This window comes from Alcaligenes pakistanensis, from assembly GCF_014652815.1.
GTDB lineage: Bacteria > Pseudomonadota > Gammaproteobacteria > Burkholderiales > Burkholderiaceae_B > Alcaligenes > Alcaligenes pakistanensis.
The window spans coordinates 89,216-107,101 of record NZ_BMZN01000004.1 but is presented as its reverse complement, the minus strand read 5'-3'; the positions used below and the strand labels follow the sequence as shown (position 1 = coordinate 107,101).

Annotated in this window: 19 protein-coding genes; 14 read left to right on the top strand and 5 right to left on the bottom strand. The window is 55.3% G+C overall.

Annotation, left to right across the window (positions count from 1 at the left end; translation table 11 throughout):
* The first annotated feature begins 18 nt into the window (after positions 1–18).
* The 7 genes from IE156_RS13375 (at position 19) to IE156_RS13345 (ending at position 7,752) form a co-directional block, all read left to right on the top strand.
* Entirely contained in the window at positions 19–426 is a 408-nt protein-coding gene (locus tag IE156_RS13375) for a M67 family metallopeptidase (RefSeq protein ID WP_189393050.1), read from the top strand.
* A gap of 72 nt (positions 427–498) precedes the next feature.
* Positions 499–771 carry a MoaD/ThiS family protein gene (locus tag IE156_RS13370; protein WP_189393049.1) on the top strand — a complete coding sequence of 91 codons (273 nt, stop codon included), beginning with the start codon at positions 499–501 and terminating at the stop codon, positions 769–771.
* An 83-nt stretch (positions 772–854) separates the two neighbouring features.
* Positions 855–2,672, top strand: a complete 1,818-nt coding sequence (locus IE156_RS13365; protein ID WP_229841326.1) for a CoA transferase — start codon at positions 855–857, stop codon at positions 2,670–2,672.
* A complete protein-coding gene (locus tag IE156_RS13360) occupies positions 2,669–4,330 on the top strand; it encodes an AMP-binding protein (RefSeq protein ID WP_189393048.1) in 1,662 nt (553 codons plus the stop codon). The genes IE156_RS13365 and IE156_RS13360 overlap by 4 nt, the downstream gene beginning before the upstream one ends.
* Positions 4,327–5,520 (top strand): acyl-CoA dehydrogenase family protein, encoded by a 1,194-nt coding sequence (locus IE156_RS13355; protein ID WP_189393047.1) that lies wholly within the window; start codon positions 4,327–4,329, stop codon positions 5,518–5,520. Before IE156_RS13360 ends, IE156_RS13355 begins: the two co-directional genes overlap by 4 nt.
* Positions 5,517–6,710, top strand: coding sequence for an MFS transporter (locus IE156_RS13350; protein WP_229841325.1), 1,194 nt, complete (start codon positions 5,517–5,519; stop codon positions 6,708–6,710). The genes IE156_RS13355 and IE156_RS13350 overlap by 4 nt, the downstream gene beginning before the upstream one ends.
* A 1-nt stretch (position 6,711) precedes the next feature.
* The gene (locus IE156_RS13345) at positions 6,712–7,752 is read left to right on the top strand and encodes a glucuronyl hydrolase (protein ID WP_189393046.1); all 1,041 of its coding nucleotides are present in this window, start codon (positions 6,712–6,714) and stop codon (positions 7,750–7,752) included.
* Between the two features lie 283 nt (positions 7,753–8,035).
* Here the strand turns inward: IE156_RS13345 and IE156_RS13340 are convergent, their stop codons facing one another.
* Positions 8,036–8,410, bottom strand: a complete 375-nt coding sequence (locus IE156_RS13340; RefSeq protein ID WP_189393045.1) for a DsrE family protein — start codon at positions 8,408–8,410, stop codon at positions 8,036–8,038.
* Positions 8,411–8,548: 138 nt separating this feature from the next.
* Here IE156_RS13340 and IE156_RS13335 point away from each other — a divergent pair, with 138 nt between their 5' ends.
* The 4 genes from IE156_RS13335 to IE156_RS13320 all read left to right on the top strand — a co-directional run bounded on the left by IE156_RS13335 (position 8,549) and on the right by IE156_RS13320 (position 10,100).
* Positions 8,549–8,860: an ArsR/SmtB family transcription factor gene (locus IE156_RS13335; RefSeq protein ID WP_189393044.1), complete on the top strand. Its 312-nt coding sequence runs from the start codon at positions 8,549–8,551 to the stop codon at positions 8,858–8,860.
* Positions 8,861–8,959: 99 nt separating this feature from the next.
* Positions 8,960–9,157, top strand: coding sequence for a YgaP family membrane protein (locus IE156_RS13330; protein ID WP_189393043.1), 198 nt, complete (start codon positions 8,960–8,962; stop codon positions 9,155–9,157).
* A gap of 213 nt (positions 9,158–9,370) precedes the next feature.
* Entirely contained in the window at positions 9,371–9,919 is a 549-nt protein-coding gene (locus IE156_RS13325) for an ATPase (RefSeq protein WP_189393042.1), read from the top strand.
* On the top strand, positions 9,912–10,100 hold the full coding sequence (locus tag IE156_RS13320; protein WP_189393041.1) for a hypothetical protein: 189 nt from the start codon (positions 9,912–9,914) through the stop codon (positions 10,098–10,100). Before IE156_RS13325 ends, IE156_RS13320 begins: the two co-directional genes overlap by 8 nt.
* Positions 10,101–10,199: 99 nt before the next feature.
* On the opposite strand, the gene IE156_RS13315 is transcribed toward IE156_RS13320, so the two are convergent.
* A complete protein-coding gene (locus tag IE156_RS13315; RefSeq protein WP_189393040.1) occupies positions 10,200–11,036 on the bottom strand; it encodes an AraC family transcriptional regulator in 837 nt (278 codons plus the stop codon).
* A gap of 283 nt (positions 11,037–11,319) precedes the next feature.
* On the opposite strand from IE156_RS13315, the gene IE156_RS13310 reads away from it, so the two are divergent.
* On the top strand, positions 11,320–12,990 hold the full coding sequence (locus IE156_RS13310) for a 2-isopropylmalate synthase (RefSeq protein ID WP_189393039.1): 1,671 nt from the start codon (positions 11,320–11,322) through the stop codon (positions 12,988–12,990).
* Between the two features lie 198 nt (positions 12,991–13,188).
* Here the strand turns inward: IE156_RS13310 and IE156_RS13305 are convergent, their stop codons facing one another.
* The 3 genes from IE156_RS13305 to IE156_RS13295 all read right to left on the bottom strand — a co-directional run bounded on the left by IE156_RS13305 (position 13,189) and on the right by IE156_RS13295 (position 15,558).
* A complete protein-coding gene (locus IE156_RS13305) occupies positions 13,189–13,659 on the bottom strand; it encodes a MarR family winged helix-turn-helix transcriptional regulator (protein WP_189393038.1) in 471 nt (156 codons plus the stop codon).
* Between the two features lie 22 nt (positions 13,660–13,681).
* The gene (locus tag IE156_RS13300) at positions 13,682–14,557 is read right to left on the bottom strand and encodes an alpha/beta hydrolase family protein (protein ID WP_189393037.1); all 876 of its coding nucleotides are present in this window, start codon (positions 14,555–14,557) and stop codon (positions 13,682–13,684) included.
* 128 nt (positions 14,558–14,685) lie between these two features.
* Positions 14,686–15,558 carry a LysR family transcriptional regulator gene (locus IE156_RS13295; RefSeq protein ID WP_189393036.1) on the bottom strand — a complete coding sequence of 291 codons (873 nt, stop codon included), beginning with the start codon at positions 15,556–15,558 and terminating at the stop codon, positions 14,686–14,688.
* A 143-nt stretch (positions 15,559–15,701) separates the two neighbouring features.
* Between IE156_RS13295 and IE156_RS13290 the strand changes: the two genes are divergently transcribed.
* Together IE156_RS13290 and catA are read left to right on the top strand one after the other, a co-directional pair.
* Complete coding sequence (locus tag IE156_RS13290) at positions 15,702–16,877, top strand: muconate/chloromuconate family cycloisomerase (protein ID WP_189393513.1); 1,176 nt, start codon at positions 15,702–15,704, stop codon at positions 16,875–16,877.
* A 68-nt stretch (positions 16,878–16,945) separates the two neighbouring features.
* Positions 16,946–17,881, top strand: a complete 936-nt coding sequence (gene catA, locus IE156_RS13285) for a catechol 1,2-dioxygenase (RefSeq protein ID WP_189393035.1) — start codon at positions 16,946–16,948, stop codon at positions 17,879–17,881.
* The last annotated feature ends 5 nt before the right edge of the window (positions 17,882–17,886 follow it).

The window sequence follows — 17,886 nt, the reverse complement described above, 5'->3', positions numbered from 1 at the left end:
CCTTGGAAGGAGCCCATCATGGCCTTGCAGATTAGCCGTGCCGCACTGGAGCAAGTTTTACAGCATGCCAAGCAGGATCACCCTATTGAGGCCTGCGGGCTGATCGCCGCCCAAGAAGGCACGCTGATAGCGAATCGGGTATTGCCTATGCAGAACAGGGCCGCCTCGGAGGTGTTTTACCAGTTTGATTCACGCGAGCAGTTCCAAGTCTATCGACGCTTGGATGAAGAGGATCAGGAGTGCCGCGTGATCTACCACTCTCACACTGCCAGCCAGGCTTTTCCCAGCAAGGACGATATTGATTTTGCAGGCCATCCCGAGCTGCATTACCTGATCGTGTCTACCTGGGAACAGGCCACGGTGCCGGTTCGATCCTTTCGGATTATCGACGGCGGTGTAAGCGAAGAAACCATTGTCATTGTCTAGGGAGCCGTGCTGCCTTCCGCGGGCGCACCCCTCTTAGTGTTAGCAAAAACCATTTCTAAGGAGTTCATCAGCATGTCCATTTCAGTCTCTATTCCGACCTTGTTGCGTCCCCTGACTCATGGCCAGAAGAAAGTGCAGGCCCAAGGTGCTTCAGTGGGCGAAGTTATCGAACATCTGGAAGGGCAGTTTCCTGGCATCAAGGCACGTCTGATGAATGGCGCGGAGCTGCACCGTTTCGTGAACATTTACGTGAACGAAGAAGACATTCGCTTTAGCGATGGTCTGAAAACGGCCACGCGTCAGGGCGACAGCCTGACGGTATTGCCTGCCGTCGCTGGGGGCTAAGACCTTCTGGTCTGCATTTACATGGTGCAAGTGCTGCTTGCTTGAGTCAGCACTTGGTGTGCGCATCACTCTGGTTTGGAACTATGTCTGAATTACTACATGGCTGCGGATTGAGTTGGCAGATGGGGCGACAGCCCTCGCATTGGGCGGGGCTTGCGACTGCTTTCGGGCGGCAAGCCCGCTTACTGGGTTTGTCTGAGCACAGCCAGCCTGCTGACCAGCAAGGAGAAGCGGCCTTTAGCCTGCACTCACCTGATTTTGGAACGATTAGCACGCTGCTGGAAACAGAGGCGGGCGGCATGACGCACGCAGCCTTGAGCGAACTGAGTATGCAGGCGGCCAGTGGCATTTTGTCTGTGCATGGTCGCTCCAGCGGTCTGTCCGGTACGCTGGGTCTGGATTATCTGGCTGTGCTGAGCTCGGCCATGAGCTTGCAAGCTACGCTGGCCGCCGCTTTGGGTCAGTTATGTGGCGGGCGTTTTTCCACGGTGTCGGTGTCGCCCCTGGGATGCGGTTTGCTCAGCATTGGGCAGTATCTGGCGGGTGCGACGGCCAGCCAGGACCCGGAGCAATTGTTGGCAGGCGGTTATGACCCAGGTCTGCGGCCACCTTTTGTATCGCAAGATGGCGTGGTCTTCGAGCTGGAAACCCTGGACCCCCAGCCATGGCGTGCTTTTTGGGAAGCCGTTGGTGTTCCTGCCGAGGTGGCGGGCCAGGCCTGGAAGGCTTTTCTGCTGCGTTACGCCAAGGCGGTTTGCTCCATGCCCGCTGTCTGCTTGAGCAGTCTGCAGGCGTTGAGCTATGCCCGCATCCAGGAGCTGGCCTTACAGACAGGGATGGCAATTTTGCCAGTCCGTACGCCCGCCCAACGTCAGACGGATGCGGATTACACGGCCCTGTCTGGTTTATGGCAATACCAACGTCATAGCGCTCCTGTCTCGTTGCGTGCGTTGACGGCAAATGCGGATCTGCCTCTACAAGGGCTGCGGGTGGTGGAGTCATGCCGCCGCATTCAAGGGCCAATTGCCGGCCATCTGCTGGCGCTATTGGGAGCCGAGGTCATTCGCCTGGAGCCACCGGGCGGTGATCCCTTACGTGCCATGCCTCCGTGTGTGGATGGATGCTCGGTTCGCTTTGATGCCTTGAATCAATTGAAGAGCGTGCAGGAAGTGGATATCAAGTCGGCTGAGGGCCGGCAAGCTATTTACGATCTGGTCCGTGAGTCCGATGTGTTCCTGCACAACTGGGCGCCGGGTAAGGCCAGGGAGCTGCAACTGGATGCGCAAGACCTGCATGCGGTGCGTCCGGATCTGGTCTACGCCTACGCCGGTGGCTGGGGGCAAGATCAGGTGGATGCGCCTGGGACGGACTTCACCGTACAAGCGTGGTCGGGTATTGCTCACACCATTGCTCAAACCTCGGATGCACGGGGTGGCTCTTTGTTCACGGTGCTGGATGTGCTGGGCGGGGTGATGGCCGCGCTGGGTATTAGTGCTGCCTTGCTGCGCCGGGGCCTGACGGGCTCCGGTTTGCGGGTGGACAGCTCCTTATTGGCTACCGCTGATCATCTGGCCCAAGCCGTCTCTCCCATCAGTAAAACCGGCGTATCGGGTGTATTCCAGACAGGAGACGGTTTTATGGCCATCGACTGCCAGAGCCCCGTGCATCTGTACGCCTTGGCCGGGTGGCTAAATGTGTCGCCCGATGCTGTCTGGACGGTTTTGCCGGACCGTCTTCTGTCCCAGTCTGCCCTTAGCCTGGAAGCGCAGTTGGACGTCCTGGGCATACCGGCCCGCCGCGTTCATTGCAACCTGGCGCAACTGCGTGCTGATCCACGCTTGGCGTCCCATTTCCATGACAAGGGCTATTCGTCTGTTAATTCTCCCTGGAGGTTTTTATGAATCACGCTGGCATCATCGATCTGGTCCCTGCGTCATTGCGCCAACGCTGGATAGAGGACGGTACCTACCCAAACAAGCCGGTCTTTACGCTGTTTGCAGAACAAGCCCAGGCACATCCGGACAGGCTGGCGGTTCTCTCGCCAGAAGGCAATATCAGCTATAGCGCCTTGATGGACGCGGTCTTGCGTCTGGCTGGCCGTTTGCGTCAGTCCGGCATCATGGCCGGCGATGTGGTGGCTTATCAGCTCAGCAATCATTGGGTATGCTGCGCCATTGATCTGGCTGCAGCGGCTTTGGGTGCGATCGTTGCACCATTCCCGCCGGGGCGGGGCAAGCTGGATATCCAATCGCTGGTGCGTCGTTGCGATGCACGGGCAGTCATCGTGCCACATGAGTATGCGGGCATTGATCTGTGCGAGGTGATTGAATCCTTGCGGCCCACCTTATTGTCCTTGCGGGTCTTGATTGTGCAAGGTCCGTCGCGTCCGGGTTGGGTGACACTGGATTCTCTGTTCGAGGGCGAGCCATTGCCCTTGTCCGAACTGCCCGAGGTATCGCCCAATTCACCCGTCCGTTTGCTGGTGTCTTCGGGTACTGAATCCGAGCCCAAGTTGGTGGCCTATTCACACAATGCCTTGGTGGGAGGGCGCGGTCGCTTTTTGCAGCGCATTTCACCCAATGATGTGGAATTCCGGGGCATGTATCTGGTGCCACTGGGCTCGTCTTTTGGATCGACGGCTACCTTTGGTGTGTTGTGCTGGCTGGGTGGCTCCTTGGTAGTTCTGCCTAAGTTTGATGTACCCAGCGCCATTGCGGCCATTAATGCGTTCAAGCCCACCTTTATCTTGGGCGTGCCCACCATGTTCCAACGCATAGCGGCGGCTCCCGAACTGGATAAGGCGGATAAATCGTGCTTGCGTGGTTTGATTGTGGGCGGCTCAGTGATTGACGAAGCCACTGTGCGTCGCTGCGTGGAAGCGTTTGAGTGCGGCTTTATCAGCCTGTACGGCTCGGCCGATGGCGTCAATTGCCACAATACTTTGGACGACCCGATTGAAGTGGTTTTGAATAGTGTGGGTACGCCTAATCCGCAGGTATGCGAGATTCGCCTGATCGACGATCAAGGTAAGGAAATGCCACAGGGCGAAGTCGGTGAAATTACAGCACGCGGCCCCTTAAGCCCCATGCAATACGTGAATGCGCCCGAATTGGATGCCCAATATCGAGATGATCAAGGCTGGGTGAAAACCGGGGATTTGGGCTATATCAATGCTCAAGGACAGCTGGTTCTGGCCGGTCGCAAAAAAGACATCATTATTCGGGGTGGCGCCAATATCAGCCCGGTACAGATTGAAGGTTTGGTCATGGCCCATCCCGATGTGGTGACGGTCGCTTGCGTGCCAGTACCCGACGCGGATCTGGGGCAGCGGATTTGCCTGTGCGTGACGGCTCGTGAAGGGGCACCGCGTTTCTCCCTAAAAGAAATGACCGACTTTCTGCGAGAGCAAGGTCTGGAAGTGAACAAGCTGCCCGAGTATCTGCGCTTTTATCGCAGCCTGCCTTTGACGCCAGCCGGTAAAATCGACAAACGAGCGTTGACGGCAGATGCCGCAGCGCTGGGTTCCAGCACAAAGGCCACGGCGGGGATGACAGCATGAGCCACATCGCCATAACCAGCGCCGCCCTGAGCCGCAAATTACGGCACTTTGTGGACACCGAGATCATCCTCAACGAGCTCATCCTGGCCCAAGGGGATAATCTGGCGCGCGAGCTGACCTTGGACTTGACCCGCCGGGCGCAGCAGGCGGGTTTGTTTGGCAGTTTTTACCCGCTGCATCGGGGGGGGCGCTTTGGTAGTCTGGTGGAGTATTTGCCTGTGGCCGAGCAAGAAGGCCGCTCCGAATATGGCCCTGGCATTTTTGGGGCAGATGCCACGCTGGATGCCTATATGTTGAGCCACCATGGCTCGGCCAGTGTCAAACAGCGTTTTCTGACGCCCTTGATAAAGGGTGATGCCGTGTCCAGCTATGCCATGTCCGAGCCGGACAGCATTGGCTCAATTCCCGCCACTATGCAATGTCAGGCCCGCTTGCAAGAGGGGCAGTGGCATATCAATGGCCGTAAATGGTTTATTTGCCGTGCCCAGCTTGCCAGCTTTGCCACGGTGGTGGCGCGCAGCTCGGACGGGCCTATCGATGAGTCCTTGTCCATGGTGATCGTGCCTACCGATGCAGTGGGCTTTAAAGTGGTGCGACCCTTGTCCCTGCTGGGTCGCTACCAAGGTCAGAATGAACTGTCTTTTAATCAGGTGACGGTGCCGGAAGACTATGTGTTGGGTCGCGCCGGACAGGGCATTGCCTTGATGCAAAAACGTCTGGCATTGGGGCGTATCCTGCGCTCTGTGCAATGGCTGGGACTGGCCCAGCGTAGCTTTGACATCATGTGCGAACGCATTCATTCCGAACGTGGTGAACTGGCTCGTTTGGCCGACAAACAGCTGGTTCGGGCACGGGTCTATACCGTGTATAGAGCCATTGCTTCCGCCCGCTGCTTGCTGCGAGAGGCCGCGATCAAATTTGATGCGGGTTTGCCTAATTCGGTAGAGGTCAATGTGGCCAAACTGGCCGCCTCCGATGCGGTTAGCCAGGCGGCAGATTCCGCGATCCAGATTATGGGTGCAGAAGGCTTGGCCGACTGGAGTCCCTTGTCTGGCATTTACCGGGCCGCGCGCACGACCCATATTCTGGATGGGGCCGATGATGCCTTGATCAGCACAGTCGGCAAGCATGTATTGCAGACGGTGCGCGACAGCCAGGAGTGGGGAGAACGGACGAAGGCAGTGGCATGATGGCCTCGACAACAACGTCACGTTCACCCTGGGTTCTGGCCGGTTTGATGACCCTGGCCATGGGTATGCCCATGATGGTGTTTTATGCCATCGGTGTGCTGGGGCCGCAAATTATTCAGGACCTGGGGATTTCTCGCGAGCAACTGGGCTGGTTAACGACTAGTACCTTTGGATTAGCCGCCTTGCTCTCTCCGTGGGCCGGAGCCTTGGTGCAGCGCATGGGTAATCGACACGGTTTGTTTTTACTGTTCTTGCTGGTGGCCATGTCCTTTAGCCTGATCGCCGTTTTGCCAGGCTTTTGGGGTGTGCTGACTGCTTTGCTGTTGTGTGGGCTGGCACAGTCGTTGGCGAATCCGGTGACTAATCAGGCCATTGCCCAACTCGTCCCGGCGGAACGTAAAGCGGGTTTGGTGGGTATCAAACAGTCCGGTGTGCAGGCGTCGGCCTTGTTGGCGGGGTTGGTCTTACCCGCTTTGGCTTACAAGCTGGGTTGGCAGGGGGCCTTTGTGGTATGGGTGCCAGCGATGTTGTGCCTGTCTTACTTTGCTTTGCTGGTGCTCCCTAAAAAGGGGGGGGCGACGCCTTCCCGCATGGCGTGGCGTCTGCCTTGGCCTGGCAGGCAGCTATGGCTTTTGATGGTGATTCAGCTGTGCGCGGGTTTGGTGCTGTCCTCCTTCATTACGTTTTTAGGTGTCTTTGCGCAGCAACTGGGGGTATCACCCTATTGGATCGGCATGTTGGTCAGTGGCTTTGGCGTAATGGGCATTGTGTCCCGTGTCTTGCTGACACCGATTGCCACCCGTTTTGGTGATGAAACCTTGTTGTTGGGCATCCTGTTTGTTATTCCGATTGTGGCCTTGCTGCTGATGATGCTGGCGGCCCCTGAGCGGCTTTGGCCTTTGGGTGCAGGGGTCTTGCTTATTGGTCTGACCTTGGTCGCAACGAATGCGATTGCCATGAGCATGCTGTTGCGGGACTCCCGGTTTGGCGCACCCGCCCGCACGGCAGGTCTGTTGTCTGTCGGTTTTTTTGGTGGCTTTGCGTTTGGCCCGCCTCTATTCGGTCTGCTGCTGCGCTCGCCCGACGGCTTCAGTGCTGCTTGGCCATTCTTGATGGGTATTTTGGTGGGTGCCAGCTTGTTATGTTTGGTTCTATACCAAATTCGTCGTTCGGATAAAGAGAGTGGATAGGATGCCCATAGACGTATTGGAGACGGCGATTCTTGAGTCTTTGTTTGCAAATATGGACCGAGTTGCCGAGCAATGTGGTGATCAGTACCCCTTGTTCAGGCAAGCGTCGTCAGAGCAATGGACCTTGTCACGACGCGGTTCCTGGATGGGGGGCTTTTGGGCCGGACTGTGGTGGCGGCGAGCGTTGATCAGCGGTCAGGATCAGCATAAAGAGCAGGCGCAGTCTTGGAGCCAGAAGCTGCAGGTCTGGCAGGACGAGCCCAGCATCAACCGCAGCTTTGTGTTTTGGTATGGCTCTGGCTTAGGCAGTCTGTTGCATAAAGACAGGCAAGCTCAAGCCTCTGTTGAGCTAGCGGTCCAAGCCTTGTTGAGCAGCTTTGACGCTAGCAGCGGGTACTGGCCTTTAGGTTCCGGTATGGGGGGCGGGGAGGCGGGCAAACATATATTGAATGTGGATGCCTTGGCTCCCACGCTTCTGCTGCTGGATGCACAGGGCGGGCCAGTCGCGCGTCAGTTCGGGCAATGGCACGTGGATGCTTGTCTGCGTTATTTGCAAAAACGTAGCGGTGCTTGGCGCGATACGGTCTTGCTGCGAGGGCAAGATGTGCTGGCCGAGCAGGGTACCGAGACTTGGCAAAGAGGACAGGCCTGGGCCATGTTGGGGATGGCGACGGCAGCGCGTTTGTATGACAGGAAGTCGTATGCCCAGGCGGCTTTGCAAGCGTGTCGATATTGGCATGAGCGTTGGGGCAAGTATGTGCAGGGCTATTTATTAAGAGACGCGCCGGCGATGCCGGTGGACCGATCCGCATGGGCGATTGCTTCTCTGGCCCTGTATGAGCTTGGGCAGATTCTGCCGGAGCAGCAATGGCTACAAGAACAGTCACGCCTGTATCTGGATGCTTTGTTGACACCGGAGTTAAGCCAGACGGGGCGCTTTGTGGGGCATTTGTATAAAGTTGCGCCTGGGCAATCCGAATTGGTGGAATCGGCTTGCGCCAGTTTCTTTTTGGTGGAAACCTTGCTGGCGCATTCAGCTTGAGTTTTCTTCCACTAACCAATCCAATCAAGTCATGTATGGTTTGTTTCTGAAACTGGGTTTTCAGCGCAGCGGCATCATCGAGAACCCGGAGGATGAGGACCCGGAAATCGTGTATGTCTCTTTGTTTAAAACCCGGTTTGATGGATAGCCTGTTACGGCTGAGCTTGTGACTGTTTATCACTTTTTCAAACCGGCCTAAAACAGTAGTCACTGGCGTATCAATCTGTGCAGGCCAAAACCTTCACTAGATGTTGACCTACCTATTTGCAAGAACGTGAGCGGCTTAAGAAATCTGCAAAGACCCTGTCGCTCCCATTAGCAAATCAATGACATCCGGCGCAGTGATGATCTCAAAACGAGGGTCCATCTGCTCGGCACTGAACCCATTGTGCACCATGCAAGATTTGCACACCGCCACGCGTCCCCCTTGGTCAAGATACCTTTTCAAGAGGTCGGCTGCAGGGTCAAAAGGCGTACCAATATTAATTGAATCTGTCGCACCAGGAACACCCAGGGCCACACCTTCAGCCATCAAAATCAGGCAGGCGCTGTGTCCTTTTTGAACCGCATTGACGGCCATGGTGAACGCGACCGTCACCTTGTCGGGATTGCCCTGTGCATGGAAAAGCGTTGAGACGAAAGCAGCGGGATTAGGCATATCAGTTCTCCTGGATCGTGGGTAACAGCTGTCGTTTTAATGGAAGCAAGTTATACATTCAAATTTTTGACCGTATTAATTTAGTATATGCTAAATTAAGATTTATCTAAATTAATAAGTGAAGTAGCTGGATAAATCATGGTTCAAAGCAAATCTGATCTCGAGCTTTTGCAAGAGAGTGCTGAGCAGGCTGTCGCCTTGCTACAGGCAGTGGGTAACCCCAAGCGCCTGCTCATTCTGTGTCTCTTGATTCAGCAGAGGGAGATGAGCGTGAGGGCGCTAAACGAGATGGTGGCGCTCAGTCCCTCGGCCCTGTCACAGCATTTGGCGCGCATGCGTCAGGAAGGTTTAGTCAGCTACAGACGCGAAGCGCAAACGCTGTACTACCGCATTGAGGACCCGAACGTCGCCAAGCTGATTGGCACGCTGAAAGACATTTTTTGTCCTTGAGCCTGTGGGCTTGAGGAGAGCAGGGCGTGTGGATCTATCCGCTAATCAGACCGTCGCCCAAGCCGTTTTTCCCTTGCTTCTTTCTTGAAAGGAATAGCTATGAAAAGCAATGTAGGTAGTTTGGATCGTATTGCTCGTATCGTTGTGGGCGTGGTGCTGATTGCTCTGGCGGCGACCCAGGTCATAGGATGGTGGGGCTGGCTGGGTGCGATTCCCCTGATCACGGGCCTGATCGGTTTCTGCCCCTTGTATCCCATACTTGGCCTTAGCACTTGCCCCTTGAAAAAGCGTCAGTAAACCGTTGGCTTTTTGCTTACTGTTTTTTGTTTAAGAATCGGGTGGTTTTGTTTGCGCTTTGAGTGATACCTGATTGCTCAAAGCGCCTGTTGTTATTGCTTGAAACCGCGTCTGTCGCGCGGATGCTTGGCGGCCAAATCAGTGCCTGAGGCCAGCCTTTGCAGCAATCTATGATACAAATCTGTTCAATGTGGACATTGTTTAGGTGTATTTATGTCTGGCAACAAGGCTGAGGCGGGCAAGAGCAAAAAAATTCTGATCATTGCTGGCCCAAACGGGGCAGGCAAGACCACTTTCGCACGCTCTTTCCTTCCGGCAGAGGCAGAGGTATTGCGGTTTATTAATGCGGACTTGATTGCCGCGGGTTTATCGCCTTTTGCACCAGAAAGCGCCGCTATTAGAGCCGGTCGTTTGATGTTGGATGAGTTGAAAGAAGCTGTTCGAAAAAGCGAAAGTTTTGCGCTGGAAACGACCTTGTCCGGTCAAGGCTATGTGCGCCATATCGAAAAGTGGCAGGCTTTAGGGTATAGAGTCAGCCTGTATTTTTTAAGCCTGCCCGATGCGGAGACCGCCATTGCGCGTGTGGCAGAGCGAGTGCGTCAAGGTGGACACAACATCCCCGAACCTGTCATTCGTCGCCGCTTTGCGGCTGGCATGAAAAACTTCCTGCATCATTATCGGGACACCGTGGATGATTGGGTTTTATACGATAACGCAGGCAGTGTGCCGGTCTTGTTGGAGTGGGGAGAGAAAGATGAATAAAGCAGATATTTCCAAGGCAAAAAACCCGGACTTGCGGGCTTCCTTGGCCGCGCTGGAACGTGCTGCACAGTCGGCTCGTTTTGTGGCCATGCAAACCAATACCTCGGTGGTCTTGGTAGAGAACGGCAAGATGATCAAACTCACGGCAGAGCAATTGCGGCAGGAAGTGAGCAAGAGCTGATTGTGCTTGGCTGCCGTCGCCGTTTTAGTCTGTTAGAGGTTGGGCTCTTTTAGGGCTCGGAGAGTCAGGCTTACGGGAGGTAGGCCTGGAGTGGGCGCCTTATGACGATTGGGGCATCATTTCCTGTTTGGGATACCGGCTCAAGGTTGCTAAAAACTCCGAAGGCGGATAGGTAAAGGTCTTTTTGAAGGCCACTGAATACGCGCTTAAGCTTTCATAGCCGCTTTCCAGCGCTGCCTGCGTGATGGATCTGCCTTGCAGCAGGAACTGGATCGAAGCCATCAGCCGCATCTGTTGCCGCCATTTTCCCAGATTCATCCCCGTGCTTTTCAGAAAACGCCGATGCAAGGTTTTCGGAGTCAGGGCGTAGTGCTGTGCCAATTCGTCTACATTGCGCTGCTGGGCGGGGGAGCCCACCAGATCCTCACAAATCTGCTTCATCAAACTCTCTTCCGGCCATGGCAGATGAAAAGGCAGTGGCTGCAAGGCGCTGAGTTCTTCTATTAACAATTGCCCCAGCAGCGTGTCCCGTAATGTTGGTTTCGCCTGCGGCACCACCTGCACCAGCGCCGCGATCAGCTCGCGCACCAGCGGCGTGACATGGACCACGCAATCATGATCGGGCAACTGGGCGGTCAAAATTTCATCAATAAACAAGCCGTGTACATTCACCGAAGTGGTGGCGCTGAGCTGATGTGGTACGCCCGGACGCAGCCACACCGCCGTTGTGGGCGGAACCAGCCATTGACCGGTTGCAGCCTGCACCAGCAGCACTCCCTCGGTGGCATAAAGCAGATGCCCGCGCGGGTGACTATGCCGTGGGACTTCGTGTCCCGCGGGGTAATGCTCGATCACTCCGGCCACCAGCAGGGGGGAGCTCTCGGCGTGGGACAAGTCCAGCGCCTGCCCACCTTGATCAGGAGATGCGTAGCCCATATTTGGGAATGTCCAAATTAATAAAACAAATGACTATTTTTTGATAGAAGGTCATACGCATTGCAGTCTAAAGTGCTTTTATCGTCTTTAACAAGCACTTTGGGATTGAAGCTGTCGTGACTCATTTGCACTTGCTATCGCTAGGCCTACTAGCCCTGACATCCGGTCGGGGTCCGTACGCATGCGCTTGCGAATGGTCCTATCCTGGTTTCCCCAGACCCCGACTGTAGCCACTCCTTGGAGTAGGGAAGCCAGGTACTCATTCCCTACATTCGAGGTTTCCATGCTGGCTGATCCGTCTCATAAATACCGTCCCTTTCCCGTCGTTAACTTGCCAGACCGTCAGTGGCCCCAGCGCACACAGAGCAAGCCGCCCGTGTGGCTGTCCACCGATTTACGCGACGGCAATCAGGCTCTGTTTGAACCCATGAACCGTGATCGCAAACTGCGCCTGTTCCAGGAACTGGTGCGTATCGGTTTCAAGGAAATCGAGGTAGGTTTCCCCTCTGCTTCACAAACGGATTTTGATATTGTTCGGCAGCTGATTGACGAGCAGATGATCCCGAGTGATGTCACTCCCATGGTTATTACTCAATTGCGTGAAGACCTGATCGAAACCACGGTACGTAGCGTGGCCGGTGCGCGTCGCGTGATTGTGCATTTCTACAATGCGATTGCGCCTGCATTTCGGGAAATTGTCTTTGGGATGGAGGTGTCACAAATCATCGACATGGTGCGACACCATGTGGAACTGCTCAAGCGGCTGACGGCCCAACACCCGGAAACCGAATGGGTACTGCAATACTCGCCTGAGACCTTCTGCATGGCCGAGCTGGATGTGTCCTTGGCGGTGTGCAATGCGGCGATTCAGGCTTGGGATGCCGGCCCCGAGCGAGCCATGATCATCAATCTGCCTACAACTGTCGAAGTGACCACGGCGAACGTCTTTGCCGATCAAATTGAATGGATGGACCGCCATCTGGATAGACGCGAGCATATCGTCTTGTCGGTACACCCGCATAACGACCGAGGCACCGGGGTGGCTTGTGCCGAACAGGCGATGTTGGCGGGTGCTCAACGCGTCGAAGGGTGCTTGTTTGGTAACGGCGAGCGCAGCGGCAATCTGGATGTGGTGACCTTAGCCCTGAATTTGTATACCCAAGCCATTGCTCCCGGCCTGGATTTCTCTGACATCTCTGCCGTGGCTCGTATCGCGGAAGAGGCTACGTCCTTACCTATCCACCCACGTCACCCTTATGTGGGTGATCTGGTCTTTACTGCCTTCTCTGGCTCCCATCAGGACGCGATTGCCAAAGGCTTTGCGGTGCAAAAAGAAGACGCTCCGTGGCGGGTGCCTTACCTGCCAGTCGATCCCAAGGATTTGGGTCGTACTTACGACAGTATCGTGCGCGTCAATAGCCAGTCGGGCAAAGGTGGGATCGCGTTCCTGCTGCAACGAGACTACGGCATTGTGATGCCACGTCGTATGCAGGTGGAGTTCAGTGCCATTGTTCAGCAGATTGCCGATTCCGGTGAAACGGAGTTGAACAGTCAGCAGATCTGGGCCTTGTTCGAGGCTACCTACCTGCAAGCTAATGAACGCCAAGGCACCGCAAGCTACCGGGCACATCGCCTCTTCGATGAGGCGCAAGGGCAGCAGGGCATAGAGCTGCAATGCGCGAATGTAAGTGGCGAAACAGAGACCTATACCGGAACCGGCAATGGCCCTATCGCAGCGACCGTGTCGGCTTTGAAGCTGCCTTTGCGTATCGACAGCTATGAAGAGCGCAGTTTGGGAGCTGGAGCGGATGCCTGCGCGATGGCTATAGTGGAGGCTGTGCTTCCCGGTGTTCCGGGGTCGAAGTTTGGCGTAGGCAAGCATGCCAACATCATTACGGCCAGCGTGATGGCAGTCATGAACGCGGCGGCGCGCTTTGAGGAGGTGGAGGCTTAAGCTGCCATCAATTCGCTGTGGTCCGCGCTACCTAAAGTACTCAACAAATGGGTGCGGACCACCCTAGGATTAGAAAGTAGTCACGCGTTAGTGTGCAATCCTGTTTGATGAGTGCTTTGCACAGGCTATAAGCTGACAACGTAGTCACCCGCCTTATCCACAAAAAGACGGATGCTTCCTATACTCACGAAAATGCCATCAAGCAGACGGCTCGTCCTGCTGATTGATCTCTTTATCGGTGGGGTGGTCCAGGTTCACCACTTGAGTTAACCAACGCGCCACCACCTTTAATTCGTCTTCGCTGAAACCACTTGATAGCTGGTGATTCAAGTCCTGCAACGTTGATTTAGCCTTGATACTTGCCTGCTCACCTTCGGGAGTCAGCGTTAGGCAAATCTTGCGTGTATCCACATCGTCCGTCAGACGTTGAATAAGCCCTGCTGCCTGCATACGTTTAGATAACCCCGTAATTGCAGCCGGAGCCACCTGCAAGGCACTGGCTGCTTCGCCCACTGTCACTGAGCCTTGAGATCGGATCAAGAACAGCATGCCCACTTGTGCTGCACTGATATCTGCCCATGCCGATGGCTGCTTCTGAATCCAGCGCTGCAAAGCCTTATGGGCGTGATTCAATAAAAAAACAAAACGCGGCTGTGATTGTTTGCTCATTTTGGCGGCTGGCGAGTGGGTGTTATGGATGCGCTTTTGAACTGGACTCGCTTTGCGCGACCAGCCAGTCGACAACTATAGGCCAAAGTGCCTCGGCATTGCGTTTACGAAAGAAGCCCATGTGCCCAATATGTGGCAAACCCAGCTTTTTATGCTCTAACTGCAGTCGTTCTATGCGGGCGTTTGTCAGTGGCTCCAAGAGCCGGGAAATGGCTTGGGGGTTTGCCCAAGGATCATCATCAAAACCTAGAACCAGTATAGGAATGTCGACCTGACTGGCGCGTTCCCTGGCCTTGAGCTGCGGGTCGTCATAAAAGTAATGAGACAAGCCGGTCCAGCGACTCCATTGCTGCATTACGCCACGGGGAAGGTTTTCTCCAAAACCTAAACGGCGGCTAGGCATATAGCCGTATAGGTGACACAGAACAGGAGTCAGCACCCGCATAATCAGCCCGACCTTAATGCGTTCCATGGGCTGTTGAATCAGGGCGGTAATACCCGCATGGGAAGCAATCATGACCGCTGCCTGCACCGAGCGGGTCGCCGGTGAAATTGCAATGGAATGACCGCCCACACTATGGCCGACGGCCAAAATAGGCAGGCCCTGAAAGCGTTCCGCAAGCCAGTCTGTCACGTACACGGCATCCTCTAGCATCCAGTCGGACATGGAGACTGGGTAATGACGCAGGTCTTTCAGGCAGGAGCGGCCTATTCCCCGGTAATCGTAGCTAAGAACCGTGAAACCCTTGCTGTGCAAGTGCTCCGCAAAAGAGCGGTAAAAGTCTTGTGGAACGGCAGTGGCGGGGTGAATGATGATGCTCGCTTTGGCTTTGGAAGCAGGCCATAAGGTAGCGACAATTGGGTCTTTGCCTGTTGCGTGAATCGTCACCTGTTCCATACGGGTCTCTGATTTTAGTTAATGTGTTAATGATATTAGAGTGGTGTTGGAAGTGAGTCAATTACCTTGCTGGGGAGCGGCGACTAGTACAGGTAGAGAGCGCTAAGGCTTTTGGTCTGTGCGACGTTTTACATATCCGCTGCCAGACCCTTAATCGCCTCGATATACCAAGCCTGATCATTAATTCTGTGCGTCAGAATAATCGGCGATGTCGCCTGTGGCTCTTCCACTAGCCGATAGTGCAGGTCGTTGCGCAAGCGTGCCGATGTGGGGATTAAACACAGTCCTGAATCTGCCGCGACCAGGCCCAGCGCCGTTTGTAGCTCCCCCGCTTCATAAACCTGAGCGGGGCGTACGCCTTGGTCGTGCAGCAGGTGCAAGATGTGGTCCGCAAAACTGGGTCTGGGCTCTTTGGGGTAGACAATCAGTTTTTGACCTTGCACTTGTTTCAAGCTTAAGGGCCCATCTGCTTTTGCCAAGTCTGAGCTGGGGGGGATGGCCAAGGCCAACTGTTCCTCTCTTAGCACTGTGCGTTGCAGCGATGAATCATTAAGCCGAATCCGCCCGAACCCCATGTCGATCCGCCCGGATTTCAAGGCCTCCAGCTGCTGCATGGAAGTCAGCTCTATGGTTTGCATATCCACTTCGGGATATTGATGCCGTAGCTTGCGCATTAATGCGGGCAGGCCGCCATACAAGGTCGACGCCACAAAGCCAATCGACAAGGTTTGCCGCTGATGTAGCCCGATCTGCCGTGTTGTATGGACTAGCTGATCCACCCGACTCAGTATCTGCAAAGCCTGCTCATAGAACACCCGTCCGGCCTCGGTTAGTTTTAAGGGTCGTGTATTACGCAGCAGCAGGGTCACGCCCAGTTCTTCCTCCAGCAATTGAATCTGTCGGCTAAGTGGCGGCTGGGCCATATGCAGCCGCTCTGAAGCCCGTGTGAAGTTGCGGGTTTCGGCGACGGCCACAAAATATTTGAGCTGGCGTAGATCCATAAGGGAAAACCATACCTTGGCTGAATTGAGAGAGTTTAGTTTCTTGATTTTTAATATTTATATCAGAAACTATACTCTAAAGGTATAGAACTAGACCTATTTAGTCTTGGAGTTAGCAGGCCTGCTTCGTGTTCAATCAAGCCATGGAACACACGCAATCTTCTCAACTATTAGCAGCTCCAGCCCTGATTGAACGGGTGGAGACGTTGCTGCTGGATCTGCCTACGATCCGTCCTCATCAATTGGCGATGACGACTATGCAAGGCCAGACTTTGATGCTGGTGCGCTTGTATTGCTCGGATGGCACGGTTGGCGTGGGCGAGGGCACGACCATTGGTGGTCTGGCCTACGGCGCTGAGTCGCCCGAAGGCATGAAGCTGGCCATCGACACGTATTTCACCCCTTTGCTGCTGGGCGCCAACGCTAATGCGGTGCCTGCCATTATGGCCCGCTTGAATACGGCGATTCAGGATAATCGTTTTGCCAAGAGTGCGGTGGAAACGGCCTTATTCGATGGCCTGGGTAAACGCACCGGCTTACCCGTGTCGCACTTGCTGGGTGGCCGCATGCGCGACAGTCTGCCAGTAGCCTGGACGCTGGCGTCGGGCAATACCGACAAGGATATTGATGAAGCCGAGCGCATGTTGGCGCAGGCTCGTCACCGTATTTTTAAATTGAAGATTGGTCGCCGCCCGGTTAAGGACGATGTGGCACACGTGGCGGCTATTAAAAAAGCCTTGGGCGACCGCGCTGAAGTGCGCGTGGACGTGAACATGGCCTGGAGCCCCTTGCAGGCCCAGCGTGGTTTGGCGGGTCTGGTGGATGCGGGCTGTTCTTTGGTAGAGCAACCGGTACGGCGTGCCGATGCTCTGGCAGATCTGAAAGGCCGCTTCCCGATTGCCCTGATGGCCGATGAATCCTTGACTGGCCCGGCCTCCGCCTTTGCGTTGGCCCGTGACAGTGCGGCAGATGTCTTTGCCATCAAGATCGAGCAGTCCGGTGGTTTGCGTGCTGCCCTGCAGGTTGCGGCCATTGCCGAGTCGGCCGGTATTGAACTGTATGGCGGCACCATGCTGGAAGGCGCAATCGGTACGATTGCCGCCGCCCATGTGTTTGCCACGGTGAACCAGTTGCAGTGGGGCACAGAATTGTTCGGCCCCTTGCTCTTGACCGAGGAAATCCTGGCAGAGCCACTGAACTACAGCAATTTTGAATTACAGATACCTCAAGGGCCGGGTTTGGGTATCGTACTGGACGAGGATCGCGTTCAGTATTTCCGCCGGGATAGGACGCAGGTCAGTGTGGGTTCGGCTGCCTAGGCAATATAAAAGGCCGGGAACACCGGCCTTGCTTGGAACACTTTTCTCAGGATATTAGGAGACACAAAATGAGCGTTAAAATTTTTGATACCCCCGATGTACAGGACTTCCTGCGTTTGGCCTCTGGCCTGGATCAGCCAGGTGGTAATCCCCGCGTCAAACAGATCATGTACCGCATCATCAGCGATCTGTTCAAGACCATTGAAGATCTGGACATCACCAACGACGAGTACTGGGCTGCCGTGGCTTACCTGAACCGTTTGGGTACCGCCAGCGAAGCCGGTCTGGTGTCTCCCGGCCTGGGCTTTGACCGCTTCCTGGACATGCGCATGGATGCCATGGACAAAGAACTGGGTCTGGACAACGGTACCCCTCGTACCATTGAAGGTCCTTTGTACGTGACGGGTGCACCGGTCGAGCAAGGCTACGCCCGTCTGGATGATGGCTCCGATACCGCTGGCGAAACCTTGATCATGCACGGTGTTGTCGTGGGTGCGGATGGCAAGGCGATTCCTGGTGCTCAGGTTGAAGTTTGGCATGCCAATACCAAAGGTTTTTACTCGCACTTTGACCCTACAGGTGAACAGCAGCCCTTCAATATGCGTCGCACCATCATTACCGATGAAAACGGTCGCTACAAGTTCCAGAGCATCGTGCCCAAAGGCTACGGCTGTCCTCCAGATGGTCCTACCCAAGGCTTGCTGAACGAGCTGGGCCGCCACGGTAATCGTCCGGCACACATTCACTTCTTTGTGACGGCTCCTGGCCACCGCAAGCTGACCACGCAGATCAATATCGACGGCGACCCGCTGGTGTACGACGACTTTGCTTACGCCACTCGTGATGGTCTGGTGCCACCACTGACTGAGCACAGCGATCCTGCCCGCATTGCCGCAGAGAACCTGGACGGCCCGTTTGCAGAGATCGTGTTTGATATTTCCTTAACTCCGCTGGTGGAAGGCAAGGATAACCAGATTGTGAATCGTCCACGTCTGGCCGCTTAAGTCTT

Bases quoted from the DNA above. Each gene is read 5' to 3' on its own strand.
- IE156_RS13340 (WP_189393045.1), bottom strand. From the start codon at position 8,410: ATGCCTAATCCCGCTGCTTTCGTCTCAACGCTTTTCCATGCACAGGGC.
- IE156_RS13310 (WP_189393039.1), top strand. From the start codon at position 11,320: ATGCTGGCTGATCCGTCTCATAAATACCGTCCCTTTCCCGTCGTTAAC.
- IE156_RS13335 (WP_189393044.1), top strand. From the start codon at position 8,549: ATGGTTCAAAGCAAATCTGATCTCGAGCTTTTGCAAGAGAGTGCTGAG.
- IE156_RS13320 (WP_189393041.1), top strand. From the start codon at position 9,912: ATGAATAAAGCAGATATTTCCAAGGCAAAAAACCCGGACTTGCGGGCT.
- IE156_RS13370 (WP_189393049.1), top strand. From the start codon at position 499: ATGTCCATTTCAGTCTCTATTCCGACCTTGTTGCGTCCCCTGACTCAT.
- IE156_RS13330 (WP_189393043.1), top strand. From the start codon at position 8,960: ATGAAAAGCAATGTAGGTAGTTTGGATCGTATTGCTCGTATCGTTGTG.
- IE156_RS13345 (WP_189393046.1), top strand. From the start codon at position 6,712: ATGCCCATAGACGTATTGGAGACGGCGATTCTTGAGTCTTTGTTTGCA.
- IE156_RS13325 (WP_189393042.1), top strand. From the start codon at position 9,371: ATGTCTGGCAACAAGGCTGAGGCGGGCAAGAGCAAAAAAATTCTGATC.
- IE156_RS13305 (WP_189393038.1), bottom strand. From the start codon at position 13,659: ATGAGCAAACAATCACAGCCGCGTTTTGTTTTTTTATTGAATCACGCC.
- IE156_RS13365 (WP_229841326.1), top strand. From the start codon at position 855: ATGTCTGAATTACTACATGGCTGCGGATTGAGTTGGCAGATGGGGCGA.
- IE156_RS13375 (WP_189393050.1), top strand. From the start codon at position 19: ATGGCCTTGCAGATTAGCCGTGCCGCACTGGAGCAAGTTTTACAGCAT.
- catA (WP_189393035.1), top strand. From the start codon at position 16,946: ATGAGCGTTAAAATTTTTGATACCCCCGATGTACAGGACTTCCTGCGT.
- IE156_RS13315 (WP_189393040.1), bottom strand. From the start codon at position 11,036: ATGGGCTACGCATCTCCTGATCAAGGTGGGCAGGCGCTGGACTTGTCC.
- IE156_RS13300 (WP_189393037.1), bottom strand. From the start codon at position 14,557: ATGGAACAGGTGACGATTCACGCAACAGGCAAAGACCCAATTGTCGCT.
- IE156_RS13290 (WP_189393513.1), top strand. From the start codon at position 15,702: ATGGAACACACGCAATCTTCTCAACTATTAGCAGCTCCAGCCCTGATT.
- IE156_RS13350 (WP_229841325.1), top strand. From the start codon at position 5,517: ATGATGGCCTCGACAACAACGTCACGTTCACCCTGGGTTCTGGCCGGT.
- IE156_RS13355 (WP_189393047.1), top strand. From the start codon at position 4,327: ATGAGCCACATCGCCATAACCAGCGCCGCCCTGAGCCGCAAATTACGG.
- IE156_RS13295 (WP_189393036.1), bottom strand. From the start codon at position 15,558: ATGGATCTACGCCAGCTCAAATATTTTGTGGCCGTCGCCGAAACCCGC.
- IE156_RS13360 (WP_189393048.1), top strand. From the start codon at position 2,669: ATGAATCACGCTGGCATCATCGATCTGGTCCCTGCGTCATTGCGCCAA.